Annotated in this window: 15 protein-coding genes and 3 tRNA genes; 5 read left to right on the top strand and 13 right to left on the bottom strand. The window is 42.8% G+C overall.

The annotated features are described in order from the left end of the window. Positions 1-713 precede the first annotated feature (713 nt). The 5 genes from U9M98_03285 to U9M98_03265 all read right to left on the bottom strand — a co-directional run bounded on the left by U9M98_03285 (position 714) and on the right by U9M98_03265 (position 6,283). Complete coding sequence (locus tag U9M98_03285) at positions 714-974, bottom strand: hypothetical protein (protein ID MEA2020706.1); 261 nt, start codon at positions 972-974, stop codon at positions 714-716. Positions 975-1,566: 592 nt separating this feature from the next. Then, positions 1,567-2,010, bottom strand: a complete 444-nt coding sequence (locus U9M98_03280) for a hypothetical protein (GenBank protein MEA2020705.1) — start codon at positions 2,008-2,010, stop codon at positions 1,567-1,569. Between the two features lie 880 nt (positions 2,011-2,890). After that, entirely contained in the window at positions 2,891-3,094 is a 204-nt protein-coding gene (locus U9M98_03275) for a hypothetical protein (protein ID MEA2020704.1), read from the bottom strand. 1,515 nt (positions 3,095-4,609) lie between these two features. Then, positions 4,610-5,050: a hypothetical protein gene (locus tag U9M98_03270; GenBank protein ID MEA2020703.1), complete on the bottom strand. Its 441-nt coding sequence runs from the start codon at positions 5,048-5,050 to the stop codon at positions 4,610-4,612. A 909-nt stretch (positions 5,051-5,959) separates the two neighbouring features. Beyond that, complete coding sequence (locus U9M98_03265) at positions 5,960-6,283, bottom strand: hypothetical protein (GenBank protein ID MEA2020702.1); 324 nt, start codon at positions 6,281-6,283, stop codon at positions 5,960-5,962. A 382-nt stretch (positions 6,284-6,665) separates the two neighbouring features. Between U9M98_03265 and rplS the strand changes: the two genes are divergently transcribed. From rplS to amrB, 3 genes are all read left to right on the top strand, one after another. Beyond that, the gene (rplS, locus tag U9M98_03260; GenBank protein MEA2020701.1) at positions 6,666-7,031 is read left to right on the top strand and encodes a 50S ribosomal protein L19; all 366 of its coding nucleotides are present in this window, start codon (positions 6,666-6,668) and stop codon (positions 7,029-7,031) included. 3 nt (positions 7,032-7,034) lie between these two features. Beyond that, positions 7,035-7,409 carry a YraN family protein gene (locus U9M98_03255; GenBank protein ID MEA2020700.1) on the top strand — a complete coding sequence of 125 codons (375 nt, stop codon included), beginning with the start codon at positions 7,035-7,037 and terminating at the stop codon, positions 7,407-7,409. A 449-nt stretch (positions 7,410-7,858) separates the two neighbouring features. Beyond that, positions 7,859-9,325, top strand: a complete 1,467-nt coding sequence (amrB, locus tag U9M98_03250; GenBank protein MEA2020699.1) for an AmmeMemoRadiSam system protein B — start codon at positions 7,859-7,861, stop codon at positions 9,323-9,325. A gap of 883 nt (positions 9,326-10,208) precedes the next feature. Here amrB and U9M98_03245 read toward each other — a convergent pair. Both U9M98_03245 and U9M98_03240 read right to left on the bottom strand, forming a co-directional pair. Then, positions 10,209-10,517, bottom strand: coding sequence for a hypothetical protein (locus U9M98_03245; GenBank protein MEA2020698.1), 309 nt, complete (start codon positions 10,515-10,517; stop codon positions 10,209-10,211). A gap of 390 nt (positions 10,518-10,907) precedes the next feature. Further along, the gene (locus tag U9M98_03240; protein ID MEA2020697.1) at positions 10,908-11,615 is read right to left on the bottom strand and encodes an alpha/beta fold hydrolase; all 708 of its coding nucleotides are present in this window, start codon (positions 11,613-11,615) and stop codon (positions 10,908-10,910) included. A gap of 340 nt (positions 11,616-11,955) precedes the next feature. On the opposite strand from U9M98_03240, the gene U9M98_03235 reads away from it, so the two are divergent. Next, a complete protein-coding gene (locus U9M98_03235; GenBank protein ID MEA2020696.1) occupies positions 11,956-12,567 on the top strand; it encodes a DUF389 domain-containing protein in 612 nt (203 codons plus the stop codon). A gap of 12 nt (positions 12,568-12,579) precedes the next feature. Here U9M98_03235 and U9M98_03230 read toward each other — a convergent pair whose 3' ends face one another. The 6 genes from U9M98_03230 to U9M98_03205 form a co-directional block, all read right to left on the bottom strand. Next, on the bottom strand, positions 12,580-13,206 hold the full coding sequence (locus U9M98_03230; GenBank protein MEA2020695.1) for an HAD-IA family hydrolase: 627 nt from the start codon (positions 13,204-13,206) through the stop codon (positions 12,580-12,582). A 196-nt stretch (positions 13,207-13,402) separates the two neighbouring features. Further along, a complete protein-coding gene (locus U9M98_03225; protein MEA2020694.1) occupies positions 13,403-13,651 on the bottom strand; it encodes a hypothetical protein in 249 nt (82 codons plus the stop codon). A 157-nt stretch (positions 13,652-13,808) separates the two neighbouring features. Next, positions 13,809-14,468, bottom strand: a complete 660-nt coding sequence (locus tag U9M98_03220; GenBank protein MEA2020693.1) for a hypothetical protein — start codon at positions 14,466-14,468, stop codon at positions 13,809-13,811. A 99-nt stretch (positions 14,469-14,567) separates the two neighbouring features. Beyond that, positions 14,568-14,858: a hypothetical protein gene (locus tag U9M98_03215; GenBank protein MEA2020692.1), complete on the bottom strand. Its 291-nt coding sequence runs from the start codon at positions 14,856-14,858 to the stop codon at positions 14,568-14,570. A 96-nt stretch (positions 14,859-14,954) separates the two neighbouring features. Next, positions 14,955-15,032, bottom strand: a tRNA-Glu gene (locus U9M98_03210). Positions 15,033-15,043: 11 nt separating this feature from the next. After that, positions 15,044-15,120, bottom strand: a tRNA-Ala gene (locus U9M98_03205). A 642-nt stretch (positions 15,121-15,762) separates the two neighbouring features. Between U9M98_03205 and U9M98_03200 the strand changes: the two genes are divergently transcribed. Further along, positions 15,763-15,839 (top strand) — tRNA-Lys (locus U9M98_03200). Positions 15,840-16,122 lie beyond the last annotated feature (283 nt).

The raw sequence follows: 16,122 nt of genomic DNA, 5'->3' as shown, positions 1-16,122 counted from the left end.
CGCCATCCTCCAACTGGAGGAGGCGAAAATCGGGACCCTAACGAAAGGCTAAGAGGCGGACCCCTATTTAGTACATTTCAATGTACTATATACAGTGCACAGTGCATTGTATAATTTCTTACTTGTGCATTTTCAGAGTTCCCACATTTCTGCTCTCAAGGTGTTTAAGAATTTATATTTAAGAATTTAAGAGTAGAGAAGTAGGGTTGAGGTGACCAGTTCGCAATGTTCTGCGAAAAAGTCTTTTGGTTTTGACTCGCCAGCTGGCGGAGCCGAACTTAAAACCTTCTGTCTTAATCCACCAATCTCTTGATGAACTAAGAGAGAAGGCAACACATCGGTATGTGTTAGGTAAATTGATGACGGCTCATCAAAATACACCAAGAAAGCTCGCATGAACGCAAAGCTCTCAAGACCTGCTTTAACCCCCGAAGGGGGCAGTTGAACTCCGTCGGGTAGTTCCTTTAGGGTTAAACTCTTCCTGGACTTTGCGGAAGAAAACCCCTCAACTGTGCATCTGGAACATTTAATTTACCCCTCTACCTTCTTGTCCGAGCCGGTAGTCGCTCCTTAGATTGCGGTAGCTTTTGTGCGCTAGTCCCTGCGGCGCTGTCAGCTATTTGTTCCACAATCCGTTTATTTTCAACCCTTTACTTCCCGATAAATCGGGACAGGGTTAGGGGCAATGTCCCCTCGTTTGACCGGTTAGACCCCTATTTCTCCGGAAACTTGGCTGCCCACTCGAGCAGCTCGTCCGGAGATAGGCCTTCCGGGATTTCATCCGGAGGCACTGGAATTGCTTCCAGTTCCTCAACCATCTGCTGAGCTCTTTCAACCCAGCGGTCCAGTCCCCAGTCACCTCTTGGTGGGGACTTTAAATAACCCCAGCTAAGGGCTGGGAAAGCCGACTCCCAGCGATTGCCGCCCAGTTTAGACGCGGCGTTTTGCTGGGCCGGGATTTCTACAGGGGGCATACCCGTTGAGATGTCCTCCCTGACCAAGCGCTCCGAATAACCGGCAGGTCGCCGGCCGTCGGGGCTGGCAGTGTGGTGGGTTTGCTTCAGTCGAGTGGTCTCCCGCTTGAAATATTCCCATCCGCACGGGCACTCGTACCTGCGGCCCATGCCCGCGGGGTGGGATCGCACCACGGTCCCGCATTCGGGGCATTCTTCGCGGCGCGGGACCCTTACGGGTTCCTGCTTCGCCAGGACCGTAGCCCTTACCCGGCGCCGGAAGGAGCCGTACTCCTCCCGAATCTCTTTTCCCAGTTCCTGTACATGATCATACAGTTCCTGGGCACGGTCCAAGCGCCCCTTTTCTTGTGCCATTTTAACCTCCTTAATTCTTGGGGCATGGCTGTCCGAACTTTTTCTGATTCTTGATTTCTATGCAATCAAATCAAAAACCCGAGAAAGCTCCGAGAGAAGTCTGGCTCAAATACCTGGGTAGGTAAGTGAACTGTCCCCGAACGGGACTTAGACTTCTCTCGGATGCTGAGAGATCTGGGGGTATTTTTTTCAACCGCACTCCGATTGGATCGGAGATCCCCCTTGCGGTTTTTTAATTCTAGCGGACCTCCTTGCGGAGGTCAGCGAACCCTTGTTTCTTTTCAAGGAACTCATTGATGAGTTCCTTGTACCTCTTAGCGCGCTGGCGGTAAAGTTCAACGAGGGATTCCTCGTTGACAATCCAAGCACGCCGGTAAACCTGGTCACGCGTGCAGATATCAATCATTTCCTTCTGCACGACGGCCATCCCCTCAGGGACTTTCATGATCCCCTTGGAGTACTCGTAGTTGCACACGCCGCGCCGACGCGTGCTGACCTTTACATCTTCCAAGTCCTCTGGTGTAATTTTCTCACCCTCGATCAGCCAAAGGGCTTCCTCTTCTCCGGCGCAGTCCGCTACGGCGTCGGCGGAGACCAAAATGGCCTCCGTCCAACCGCTGGACGGTACGTATCCCGGGTCACTGCTCATGGTCATTAGTTCAACTCCTACCATCTTCGCCATTCTTATTCTCCTTTTTCTCGGACCGTCCCGCGTGGCGATGCGGACGGGCCCTCGACACATTTGGTCGGGGTCTTTCAGCCACTACTGGGCCTGACGTTTTACACCCGCTCGGTGGAAGTTATTGGGCCTAAGCCCGCTTCAACTTCAAGCTCCATATTTTTTCGGGTTGATCACCTTATCCGTGACTACCGTGCACGGAAAACGACCTTCAAAGAGGTCGGGTTTCCATTCCTCTCGGTGGTGGGTCTTCGCGTACCCCACGCTGAGCGTGGTTGCTTGACGGGTTTATATCCTCGTCAAGGCGCTCGCCACCGTTCACCCTTGGAAAGGGCTCCTCTGTTTTTGCGTTCCGATTTTTGTCTCGGAATCAGAGGATTCTTGGAAACCGCGCCCTCGAAGAAGGCTCTCTGCTAACTAGCTCACTAATTAACAAAAAGCCACCCTTCGAAGTATCTGCGCCAAGGAAAAAAAGCTAAGCTTTAAAAATCCAAGTCCCAAAGCTTAGCTTTAGGGAATTGGCGCAAGCTTCTTCCAGTCTTGAACAATTTGGTTCAAAACTCAAAGAAGCTCCGGAAAGAGTTATCACATTATTAAAATGTGATCCCTAGATCAGGGTTAACTCTTTCCGGAAGCTGAGAAACAATGTTCATTCAGAGGAGGGGAAAGTATCCCCAAAAGCCAAAGATCTTGGCTTTCCTCTGAAGAACTTTTCTAGCGCAACGGGCGGGGCATATTCTGTTCTGCCGCCCCTCCATCCCTCAAAGGGTTAAAACCCGTTGCTGAGGAGCTTCTTCGTCCGCCGGCTGGCAGACCAGGCAAGCATCAACCTGACTGAACTTGTGAACAGGGCGTCAGCAACCCAGGGAAATCCAGGGAAATTTTACTCGCGTATGCCGTGTCGCGTCACCTTCTCGCCAAATTCGAGATCCTCCGCGTCTAGATCCTCCGGACGGACGCAGGAATCGAACTCGGCCTCCAACCCGAGGTGAATGCGGTACCACTTATTGTGGTACTCACCACCGCGGTACGTCTCCCCCGTTGGCCAAAGAACTTGCACACCAATGATCCCACCTTGGGTGTGCATCCCGACCAAAGGCACCGATCCCGGAATCACGCACTCGGGCGCTTCCGGTGCGAGGGCCCGGACTTCATCCTTGAAGGCCGGCGAGAAATCGAATCTCCCCGCCAGTCCGCGTTTGCCGCAGTTTGTGCATTTCAAGTAGTACTTATTGGCGCGAACGATGGGGCTACCGCATTCAGGACAAACGACCGTGCGGATGTACCCCATCTCTTTGGCCCAGATTGCGTTGCACCACATCTGGGAGAACCGGCCCAAAGGGCCGGGGGTTGTCTCGGGCAAGTCAATCGCCCGAGCCACTGACTTGAGTTGCTTCCAGCTACCGCCCTCTGGGCGGTAGCACACTCGCGCGTAGTCTCCCGCGCGGTTTTGCGTCGGGAGCGACATCATCTGCTCCCGCGCTTCTTCTTCCGCTTCCGCCTCGATCGTACCGGTAACTGTGTGCGCGTCACCGGACCCTAGTTCGCGAACATAGAAGTACTGATACACTTTTGCCATTTATTAAAACCTCCCTTAGGGTTATAGCAGGATGACAATCCCGGCCTTGGCGCATTTCGCCAAGGACTTTCGACCCGAACTGTTCGGGACTAGCTATCACGGTAGCTTACACCGGAAGTTTTTGGACATTGCCCGCTTCAACTTCAAGCTTCATATTATATTCAGGTTGATCACCCTATCCGTGGTTAACGCGCACGGAACTCGACCTTCTAAGAGGTCAGCTTTCTTTTCTCATATGAATTATGCTTTCAAGCACAGATGAACGGGCAGATGGGGATTGCTTACACCCCAACTGTCATCTGCTAAAGCAAGCTTCGCTCTGAGAAGGAGCTCTCCATTTGCTCTGCGCGCCTCCTATCCACATCACAACCCTATGGTGGGGGCGGTGTGGCCTCGGAAAGCGCAGAGGTGGAGATTATCCGCCATTCGGCGGAAGAAACCTCGCCCTCGAAGAAGGCAAAACAGTTACCAGCAGTTAGGGGGCGCGAGCTGAAGCTCGCTACTCCTTCTTTCCTGCGGAAAGCGGAGTGCCGAACGCTGATAGCCGATTTTGCCTCCTTCGAAGATATTTACTGCTAATGTAAGACTAGCAGTATCTTCAAACCCACCATCCTGAGCTTGTCGAAGGATGATGAGCTTAAAGATATTAAGTTGTTAAAGAGCAAAACGCTAAAATACGCGAAAAAATAATGTATTCTTCTTTTGATAACGCGAAAAAACGCGAAAATTTATATTGCTCATTAACGCGAATTAATACGGTATTTTGTCTTTTATAAACACGAATTTACGCGAATAATTTAAGATTGGTTATTGCTTGTGTCTTCCTCCGATCCGAACCACCTTCTTCTGGTATACCAATAAACTAAATTATTGATACACCGAAAGTTGCTCGGAGAGAGGAAGCATTCCGGTGAATCGGAATTGTTGTTTTTGCCATTGGGCAAGGTACAACATATTTGGGATATACCCAAATAGCTTCTAAACCTTGTGGTTCCGAGGGGGGAAGGACCTCGGAACGCTGTCCTATCCTAGAGGGAACTCGCGTTCGAGTTCCTTCCAACGCTGAAACTCCTCACGGAGCGGGCTGTCTTCTCCGCGAAGAGCACTTATCGCCAGAATAATCCGGCGGAGGAGGGACCAATCCCTCTCCGCCGCATCAATGCCGCGCTTCTTGCGCGAAAAGATATTGCGCAGGAGTGCGTTCTGGCGCGCATCCCAAAACAGGGCGGCTACCGCATCTTCTGCTCTGTGAGCCCTTTTCGCCCACTTGTCGTGGACGATCAGTGCAGCGGCTGCTGCCGCCAGAAGCGGCGAGCCGAGGCTCATAAGGGCGACGGTTAGCGGACCCAATTCCACTGGGTCCGCCAGGTACAAAATGCTGTGGAACGTGGCGCAAAGCCACGCAACTATCAGTGTGACTTTCACGAACCGCATAAACATTTTTCTTACTCCTTCTCCACTCACCCTATTGCCCTTACGATGGCCTGTGGTGAGCAGAATTTTCCATCCCCTTTTTTCAATGCATGTTTCCGCCTTGTGGTCTTCCCCAAAGTAGGTATGCTTCTTAGCTTACCTACCTCACCGCAAGCGGGCTGAGAACAAGTTGTTGTTCCCAATCTGCTTGCGGCAAGAATTAATGTAAATGTGCATGTCTTTTTCGCGTAAATCCTTTCCAAATCAGCACAAATCCTTTCCGTTAAGTTAAGGCCCGTTTCGAGGTCTTCCGAGAAACCTCAAGCTTTCTGATTTCTCTCCCGACCAATAGTCGGGATCGAAATTGATTGTTTCTAAGCTCGTTCAGAAACTCCCTAAGAAACAATCAAAAAAGGCTCCACTCCAAAGGAGATAACGCTTCACGCTAAGCGTGACGGGTAGGGGTCGCATCTTCTCTAAAGCAGAGCCTCTTTAAGCTCTAAAGTTCACGGTGAAGTCCGCGAACCGCCTCTCTCCTAGTTAGGGTACACCCTGCGCTGTATGGTGAGGGGTTAGAATTAAGCTAAGTTTTTAAATTGTGCACACTTTTCCGTGATCATCTTCCTTTTGTTCTGTGACCTTCTCTTTTCCCGCGATCATCCTTCTTCTGTGCTTTTCTCTTCAACACACTTATAGTATATCACAGTATCTTATATTAGTCAATTTAAAGATACTTTCTAGTGAACAAAAGTCTGTGGGGAATTGAGCAAAAAAGCTCTGTAAGACAAGTATCCTACCTCTACTTGTCATCTCTCCCCCACAGGCTTTCGGCCGCTAAATTGCGTTCTCTAAGCTACAATTTAATTATATAATACTGTCCTATATATGTCAAACGGGTTGGTGGTTTCTACAAAAATAGCCGCTAGGCTAAGTTGCGCTTAGATCTAGCGGCTGTGTAATTTACATCTGCGCAGCGATTGCTCGGGCTAAGGTTATACGAATTGCATTACGTAAAGTTGCAGGAGTTGGGAGATCCAGTTCCCGGCCCAGGTATTCGGGATACAAACAAACAAGAATGTAAACTTCCCGCCACAGGGTCAAGTTGCTATATTCTTCCAAGTGGATGAGCGTCCTCCGTATTGCTAGTTCTGTATCTTTTAACTCCCATTGATTTGATCTTTTCTTTATTATACGGACACATTCTTGTACACTTCCAAAATTAATTTGAAAAGTGTCTTCGTCCTCGGCAGGGTGCATACGCTTAAAGATTGGTTCCGTGGTCACTGCTCTCCTTTTTTTGTTAGTTTCCTTTAGGGAAAAATTTTAGAACCTACCCAAAGGGTACTCTGTTTACAACTATTTTGCAACAGCAAAGAAAGTTTATTTATTCGTAGCCAATTTGTAGCACAAACAGTACTCTTATTTGCTTTTATCACAGGTTTATCTAGAGGCTGCCTCTAGATACTCCTGGTTTAAAGAAGTTTTATAGAATAAGCAAGTTCTCATCTCTTATCCTTTAGTCCTTCTACCGAAACCTTTAGGGATTCGGTTCTGAAACCTTAAAGAATTCTCTAGTTAATTTCTCTTCCTTATTTATTATTCAGTATTCCTTATTCGCCATCCCATTTGCCATAATTCCCCTTTTAATGCTAGAATAACGCCCACAATGGAAAACGAAGAGAAGAAAGATAAAAAATCTGTGTCTGAGAACAAGCCCGAAAAAAAAGAGATTCCTTCCTTTGGTCCCGGGGATCTGGTCAAAGTAAGTTGGGAAATTACTGAAGATGACAAAACTCGGGTTCAAGACTTTACGGGAGTAGTTATCGCTATAAAGGGCAAAGAGGATTACAAAACCTTTACGGTGCGCAAGATTAGTACTGGCAATATTGGTGTGGAGAGGATTTTCCCCTTGTTTTCACCTAAATTAAAGGATTTAGAGGTATTAAAGAAAGGTAAAGCACGTCGTTCAAAGCTTTACTATCTTCGTGGACGTGTGGGCAAGAGAGCACTAAAAGTTAAAGAACAAAAGTAGCTTATGCCTTTTGAAAAGTCTCAGATAGGGGCAAGGGGTGAAAACCTTGCTGAAAAATACCTAAAAAAACGCGGGTACCAAATTATAGAACGGAATTGGCAATACAAAGGAAGAGGAGAAATAGATATAATTGCGCGAGATAAAGATACCTTGGTTTTTGTAGAGGTTCGCGTACGGGGACCTAACAGTTACCAAACTCCTCAAGAATCTGTTACTAGCGAAAAGCTCCATGTTTTAAAAAGAACTGCCCAAATTTACCAGAAAGTTCAAAGTAAAGAAAAAGAACCGCTACGAATTGATCTTGTTGCCGTAACTTACCCTAATTCTATAACTAGCCCTAACATTAAGCTGTTTAAAAACATTACACAAGGAAGATAAGTCTAGAAAAACGATTAAGACAAAATAAGGAGGAGTCAAATGTGCCAAGGAGAAGTGTTAATCAACGGTAAGGAGATGTTGAAGCTTCAATTGCACTGGCTGGACCAGGAATCTATAACGTTCAGCTGCCGACCATCTTTTAAAAGGGTAGCTGGAAAACTGGGTACACCTGAAGAGGATGTTAGACAAGCCGTAGCTTTGTTCGCTCTGGCTATTACATCTTCCTATCTGGGAATCTGTGCGAAGGACCTAAAGGTATCACCAGACCTTTTTGTGTCTGCTGTATCTATACTGCTCCCCAAAAAAGAGGAGGATAACCATGCATAGTTTCTCATAGTCCTGAGCAGTTTTTAGTATCTTGCCCCTGCTCAGGACTTTTGCTTTTTAAAGATTGCTTTTATCAATGTGTTAAAATTTATTTTAAGAAGCAAAAAGGTACCGATTACCCAATGAAATCACGTTCTCCTGCTGTAGCAGGTTCATTTTATCCCCAAAATCCGGAAGATTTGTCCCACACTATAGATGTTTTTTTAAGCAATGCTCAGCCCGTAGTTCTTGACGGTAAGCTACGGATGCTTGTTGTGCCCCACGCCGGATACAGATTTTCCGGTTCCGTCGCTGCGGAAGGTTATAAACAGCTCGAAACAGAAAATTATAAACGCGTTGTATTGTTAGGTTCTAGTCACCAAGTTCCCCTGTCAAAAGCTACCATTGACGACTCGGACGCCTGGAAAACACCTCTAGGGGAGGTGCCTCTGGACAAAGGTTTTACTGAGAACTTAAGCCGTACTAGTTCTTTCATTGAAAAAAACCACAGGCCTCACAAAAATGAACACTCTCTGGAGGTCCAACTTCCATTTCTCCAAAAAACATTAGGAATATCAGATAAAAAAGGCAAGCCTAGCTTTAAAATTGTGCCAATCCTCATTGGTTCTGAAGAAGACAAGATAGTAACAGAGGTTTCCCAGTCGTTAGTTGAACTAATAGATTCCCAAACTTTAATAATTGTTAGTAGCGACCTTTCTCATTATCCTCCATACGAAGCTGCTCAGGAAGTGGACAGAAAAACAACCGACGCAATTTTGACCGGTAATCCCCGAGACGTTACTCGAGCAATAGACCAGTCAATGTCCAAGGGTATTTCCAATCTTGCTACCTGTGCTTGTGGAAAAGACGCTATTCTTGTTGGAATGCACATAGCAAAAGGTGTTGGTGCCAATGATATTCGCCTCCTAAAATACGCCAATTCTGGAGATGTAAGCGGAGAAAGAAGAAAAGTTGTTGGTTATGCTGCTATCGGTTTTTTTGAGGAAAAAGGGGAAAACACCTCAAGAAAAGAAACAACCAATGATCCCCTTTGTCTAAACACGGTGCAAAAGAAGCAGCTCTTATCTATTGCCAGAGAAACTTTAGAAAGTGTAGTCAATACCGGAAACAAACCTTTGTTTGAAGTAGAAGATTCGCTACTTGAACAGGAGTTAGGAGTCTTTGTCACTTTAAAAAAGAATAATCAACTACGCGGGTGTATGGGTATATTTGAACCTAATAAACCGCTTTGGAATGTTGTGCAAGACCAAACTGAAGTCTCAGCTTTAAAAGATCCGCGCTTTCCACCTGTTCAGCCGGAAGAGCTTGCGGATATTGAAATTGAAATTTCTATTATTGCCCCTCCAAAACAAATAGAAGATCCCAACCAGATTAAGCTTGGTGAAGACGGTGTGATGATAAGAAGAGGGCAAAAAAGTGGAACGTTTCTTCCTCAGGTTGCAAAGGAAACAAGCTGGGACTTAGAAACCTTCTTATGCCAACTTTGTGCTAGTAAGGCAGGACTTTATAAAGACGCCTGGAAAGACCCGGAAACGGAAATTTATACCTACAGTACAGAAACTTTTTCCGAAAGTGATTTTGACTTCTAGCTCTTGACAGATATTGTACCCACAAGCTATTCTTAATCTCCACTGAAAGTAGAAAGACTATAAAGCTAGGTAAAGAAAGGAGACACAAAAATGCACCTCAAATTGATTTGGTAGACACGTTCTTAGCCTTTTACTGTTTGCTGTTCCAACAACCAGATATCAAAAAGCTAACAACAGAGAAAAGGAGTAAGGATTGTGTCTTGTTTAGTTTGTCTTGAGTACTACGAAGAAGGTGGGAACATTTGCAGTACCTGCGATTTAAGGGGAATTTGCAATAGAAATGGTGAGCAGCCTACCTCTCCCTGTTGTGAAGTTGGGTTAGAGCCTTATATTGCAAAATTTTCGATTTCTGTTTTTCCTAATGGGACCTTTAGTGCTAGGTACAAATTGGGAGTTGGAAAGGGAGAAATAATTGGGTATAGATGCTCAGACTGTGGGAAAGTCATTGCTTGCAGAGTTGACGGGGAGCGGCCAACCTGTCCTAAATGCAATAAGCCCGTCTTCTATACCTTTGCCAAAAGGAATGAGACATTGCTTGATGGTACGCATATTAAACAGGGAGAAATTCTTGGTTATCGGTGTACCGCAAGCGATTGCAACTTTTCCATTATCTTTACTCGAAAAGGGCAGGCCCCACGCTGTCAAATAAGAGGGTGTAGCAGTTTGCTAGTTCCTCGTCTTAGCTCGCACGGCTTTTTGCTTGGAGCGCATTGCCCTATACATCGACATGAATACGAGATCCAACTTCAGTAGGCACCTGATAAATTGACCTCTAAGCCCTGAGCGCTGTTCAAAAGCCTCAGGGCTTTTTCATAAAATGGTAAAGCGAGGTGAAACCCCAAAGATTTGCTTAGTGGAGTTCCTGCCCCGCTTTTTAATGGCCTTATATGTTGAGTTGTTCAATCTGAACCGTACCTTCTTTGAGCCACCCCTTTCTCCTTAGTGTATCCAGCTTACCGTAAATTTCTTGTTCATTACCGTTTGTTTGAATAACACCAGTGAAAAACATGGCTTTCCTCTCGTCTTTAGTAAAGACTCCGGAAATTTGCAATCTCACTAGCGATTCAAACATCTTATTGCCTATCCACACGGATATAGGCGTTCCGATGAGCAGGCTCCCAATAATAGAAGGAAGTGTCAAGCTTCCCCTTTTCACATGCAGATGTCCACCGGAAAAATCTAGCTTTCTCATTTTCCCTTACCTCCTTACCAATTTACCTGCACTCGCATAACAAACCTATGGACGCCTTGATTATAAACTAAATTAACCAAAACCTCAATTTTATGAGATGATCAATATCAGGCATTTGTTTGAAATTTAGACTAAGAACTTGCTGGGAAAAGATTCCTAATTGAATTGTTGTTTGAAAAACTCTACTGTTCTTTGCATAGCAATCGGAAAATCTGTACTACTTATATTGTGCCCACCTTGCGGGTATTCGTAAAGCTCAACGGGGACCCCTGCGTGCTCCAAATAGTTTCTAATGTTTTTGCTATACTCAGCTCCAACTACGGTATCGTTAGTAGCGTGATGAAGTTGGATTGAAGCTTTGATATCTGTTAAATAATTAACCGGTGATACCTAACTCCAAAAATTACTATCTAAACTAAAACTACCATAGGTATCAAATAAATCTTGGCGATATTGACGTCGGGGAGCAGTTGGACTTGGGGGTTGGTAAGAATCATCATCAATACCATAATCAATAAAATCTTGGTATGTAAAAACAGATCCAGCCCAAATAACTGCTACTGGAATATCTGGTTTTACTACTAAACTGCGTAAGATAATGTTTCCACCCATACTGTGACCCCATAATCCAATTTGATTTGGATTTACAAAATCCAAGTTTTGCAATGCTGCATAAGCATTTAATGTATCTATGACATAGTCAGAAGAGTAATAAGCACTACTGGGTTCACCTTCGGAAGCTCCGTGACCCCGCAAATCAATTTTAAACACTACGAAATTATTTCTTGCTAAGTAATCCACATAGTCACTGTATCTCTCCCCAGTTTGGTATTGGCTAGGCGGAATATAACCGTGAATGAAAACAATAGCCGGCCACCCCTCTTCCGGCTCTCTGCCTGTGGGTTTGGTTAATAAAGCGTTTATCCTCAATTGATCAGAATCATAGCTAGTTATATACGTAATGTAACTACTATCTTGTGAAACTTCTTCCAAACTTGTAAGTTCACTTTCATACTTGCGTTGGCGTAAATAGGGAATTGTTAATTCTGCAAAGGGTATTGGTGAGAAAGAGTCCGAATCTTCTTTATTATCTGTCAAATTAATATCAACGGTTGTAGAATTTTCCGATCGGTTCTCACTGTTTTTGTTAGATTTAAATTTAAAAAACGCCAACCCCGAAAAGAATAAAAAAACAGGAATTACTAGGAAAATTTTTTTTGTTTTTGAAGAGAGCTGATTTAGAAAATTTCACGGGCACCCAATATTTTATACCAAAATAAATTACTAAACAAATCAAAATTTGTTAAAATTTCTTATCAATACTCACCAATTAAGGGTCTGGATTTTTGTATATTTTTCTTGCTAATATAAATTTCAGATAAATAGCTTTGTCTAGTTTTGGTCTTAGTATTAAGCATTTAATTTAATTCTTAACAAAATGTTTTGGGATAATTTTGAAATAGTTAGAAAGATAAAAATAGAAAATTCTTACCAAGAATTGTTTGAAAAATCTAAACTTGATTTTGATTTTGCCTTTCTGTCCCTCGCGGGCTTATCCATTTGTATTTTAGGCCTTTCTATAAACTCTAGTGCAATGATTATTGCCCCCTTAATTTATTCTATTTTGGTTTTACCGGCAGCTGTTGTTTGGAAAGATAAAGAAGGCTTCTTTAGCAGCCTCTGGAGCTTATTTTTGGAACTAATAATTGGTTTTGTTTTTTGTGTGGCGTTGTCGTACGTTTTAGGGGTTGATACACAAGGAATTGACTTTATAACAAATTTGGGACAAAACCCCCTTTCTTATTTCCTTGTGGCAACAATTGCAGGTTCTGCTGCGGCACTGAGTCTTTTTTGGCCTGGTGTTTCCGAGAAACTAACGGGGGTTGCTGTTTCTGTTGCTTTGGTCCCGCCAATGGCAATTATGGGAATTGCTGTTGCTGATCAAAGTAGGGAAGTGCTACTAAATGCAACTGTAAATTTATCTCTAAACTTAGTGGGAATTATTTTTGGGGCTTATGTAATTTTACAGTTTATTAAAAGTCGGGTCTAGTTTAAACTAAATTTAATCTTGAAGTATATTTAACAGCTCTTTTGGTTTTTCAATAATAAAATCGGGATTGCCTCGAACAAGAAGCTCTTTATTATTGTACCCCCAAGTTACAGCTACTACATCAACACCTGCTTTTTTTGCATTTTCAATATCTCGTAATTCATCTCCAACATAAATAACTTCCTTGCACTTAAGATTATACTTTTTAAAAGTACTTCTTATTGTTCTGCTTTTACTAAAGAGGCTGGGAACAGATACAATAAAAGCAAATACTTCCAAATTATGCTTTTTGAGAAAAATTTGGACATTCTTCCTTGAATTTGTAGTTAAAACCCCAAGCTTATTATTGCTTTCAGCCAGTTTGTAAAGAATCTCTGGAATTTGGGGAAACGGTTCTGCTTCTTGGATTTTCTCTTGAAACAAAACTTGACCCTTCTTTATCAAAAAGGGTATTCGCCACGGCAAAATTTTAAAATCCTTAATTAGCGCCTTTGCACCTTTCGCTCGGTACGCTTTTATATCTTCTTCAGTTAATTCTTTTTGTCCAAAATCTTCACTAAGTTTTCTCAGCGTGTTGCAAAAAATTGAAAAGGTATCTGCAATTGTTCCATCAAAATCAAAAATTACAGTCTTGTACATAGTTCAATAATACACTACAAGTAAGTTTAAGTTTAAACACTTTACCACTGCATATCTAGTTGTCTTTTCCTAGGTTTATAGAAAAGAAAGAGGGCATGATTTGCCTCCTAACAACTAAGAAATAATGCAAATCAATGCCCTTTTTAACGTAATGTTTATTTTCACAGGCAAACCCGAAGTTGGCAGCCTTACCAGTTTAAGTTGGTTTATCGTAAGGACGTGCACTACACCAGAGAACACCATTAAGCATAAAGTAATAATCACCTGTAACTGGTTCGAAATTGCTAACTTCTTTTCCAGTACGATCATTTACAGGAGGGCCGCCGTCAACGCTTATAATCCAAGTAGCACCCAGGTAACCAACTATTTGTACGAGTTGGGCCTGCTCCTTTTCTAAAGCATCAAGACCAATGCTTTTCCTTTTTGACCGTTTAATCTTTCTCATTTCCCTTTCTTCCTTTTTTATTCAAGCTTATTTGTCCTAAAAATAAGAATGGTTTTAATTGCTGTCAGTTTATTCTACAGTATTTTAGGCGCTATTCAACTATAATTATATATAAAATTCTAATCTAATGAGGGATAGCAGTTTAAACTTGAACCAATTACGTGGTAGTTTGTTTCTCCGAAGATTTAACAACAAAGCCTCCAACAAGCAACGCTATTCCGAGAATTAATATAATACCGCCAAACAATAGTAGGTGAGTAGTAATAGCATTGATGGCTAATGTTAGAGGTTTATTTATTACTTCCAACAACAACTGTGGGCTCTCAAAGTCTGAAGATTCAAGAATTTTTTGCAAAAAAGTTGGAGTTAAAGTCCTAGCAATTGGTACGCTGATCAACGCAATTAAACCAGAAAACGACCAAAAAGCACCCAATGTTAGAAGTTTATTTTTAAGCTGTGGAACAAGTAAAAATATAATTAGGGAGATTACTAAGAGTGCAATAACAAAATAAAGGGGTGCGTTTGCAAAATGCTTGTAACTTTTTTGGATTAACTCAACTTCTTTTTCATCTATATTTATTAAATTCCTAGACTTAAGTTTGCCTTCTTGCATCACATCATTTTGCATTAGCTCAGCTTCTAACCCTCTTTCAATTTCTGTATCCATCTGAGCTAATACCTGCTCGGTAAAAAAACTTGGGCGGCATTCAGCTTCCATTGGATTAAAAGTTTGTGGTTGAATTGCTGCCTCTTGTAAAGGAGTGCACTGAGGAAGGTTTCGAATGTTGTTTTTTATATTTTGGCTAAACGCTTCCACAATTATATCTTTTCTATCAGCTATATCTATTTCAAAATCTGGAACTTGGGTCTCACCCTCTAAAAACAGATAAGAAGCATCAAGAATATTCTCAACATTTTATTCAAGCCAGTGCGGTTCTAAGACCTCAGTAGTTGTAGTATCTACCATCTCTTCTCCCAGAGGTATTTCATTTCCTCCCATGTCATCCTGAGATTGGATTAATTTACCTACAGTAGCAGGAAGGTTTTGGTAAACCTCGCCCTTACTAAGCCAATTCTTTAAATTATCTGGATTTTTTAGTGTGGTGGAAACAGAAGAAGCAAAAAGCCCAACAAAAATTAGAAGTGTTAGGAAAATACCTAGAATACTAGAGAAAAACCAACGAAGAATTCTTAAAAATTTGTTCACTTAGAAATATCCCTTAATTACAAGCAATTATTAATAATACAGACTCAATATACAATATTATTCTTTGAAATTCAAACACTGTAATTTTTTCTCACTTGGTGACCCCAACCGGATTTGAACCGGTGTTACCAGGATGAAAACCTGGCGTCCTGGACCGGGCTAGACGATGGGGCCATAATTATAGGTGGTGGAGGTAGCCGGACTCGAACCGGCGGCCTTTTGCGTGCCACGCAAACGCTCTAGCCAACTGAGCTATACCCCCATAAATAATGGCTCCAACACACCCCTATTCTAACATACTAGAAGCACAGTAGCCAAGAGAAAAAGCTTCTCCCGATTGTTGCTGGCACATGTTCACCATTTTTGCAAAATCAAAAGAAGCTTAGATTGGGCTGCCGAAATGTGTTTTGAATTAAGTTCCTTGCTGCACGTAAGCTTGTATTGAGATTTGGTAACTTAATCCTAACCAGCACAACGGCATTCTTACGCTGTGTATTTTCCTTCTCTTTAACTGGGTTATACTTGGAGTTCGGAATATACGTCCAATAGTTGCCGCAACCGGTGTAATTCTTAGTCCCATAAACTTTTTGCTCTTCTTCCTTCCATGGAGCTGGTATAAAGGAAGATGTGTTGCGCCGAATTCTTGCTTTAGACATAGCGCCTCCTCATCACTAACCTATACCTTGAATCAAGCATTCCAAACAGCTTTTATAGCTTAACAAAAAAGATTAAATTTGCAAAAGAATAAATATATTGTTGGTAGCTATAGGGGATTTGTGTTAAAATAAGGCAAGTAGTCTTCAAAGGAAAAAAAGTATTTGAAAAGTTTGAGGAGTAGAAGCGCTTTGAAATATCTGGTAGAACACGGTAAGCTTCCATGGGAGTAATATTGAGGGGAAATTGTGGGTCCGTAGCTCAGTTAGGCAGAGCATCGGCCTTTTAAGCCGAGGGTCCTGGGTTCGATTCCCAGCGGACCCACCATTTCCTCTTAAAATCAACTATTCCTATCTTTCTAAACTCAGCTAGGCAGGCATCCCGATTTATCGGGATATTCTTAAACCCCCACCTATAAAAATTTGATCTTTACCGCATATAAATATAAATATTGCACCAGCGTCCAACGTACAACATGCAATGTGCAATGTGCAATGTGCAACACGTTGCACGTTATACACAATATATTGAAAATAATCTGTATATGCATTCATATACATACACGTACTTGTATATAAGCATCATAATTATTTTTTTTTAAAATTTAGCT

This window comes from Patescibacteria group bacterium (genome assembly GCA_034659915.1).
GTDB lineage: Bacteria > Patescibacteriota > WWE3 > JAUXAW01 > JAYEID01 > JAYEID01.
The sequence above is the reverse complement of the archived record's forward strand: the minus strand, read 5'-3'. Positions and strand labels throughout refer to the sequence as shown.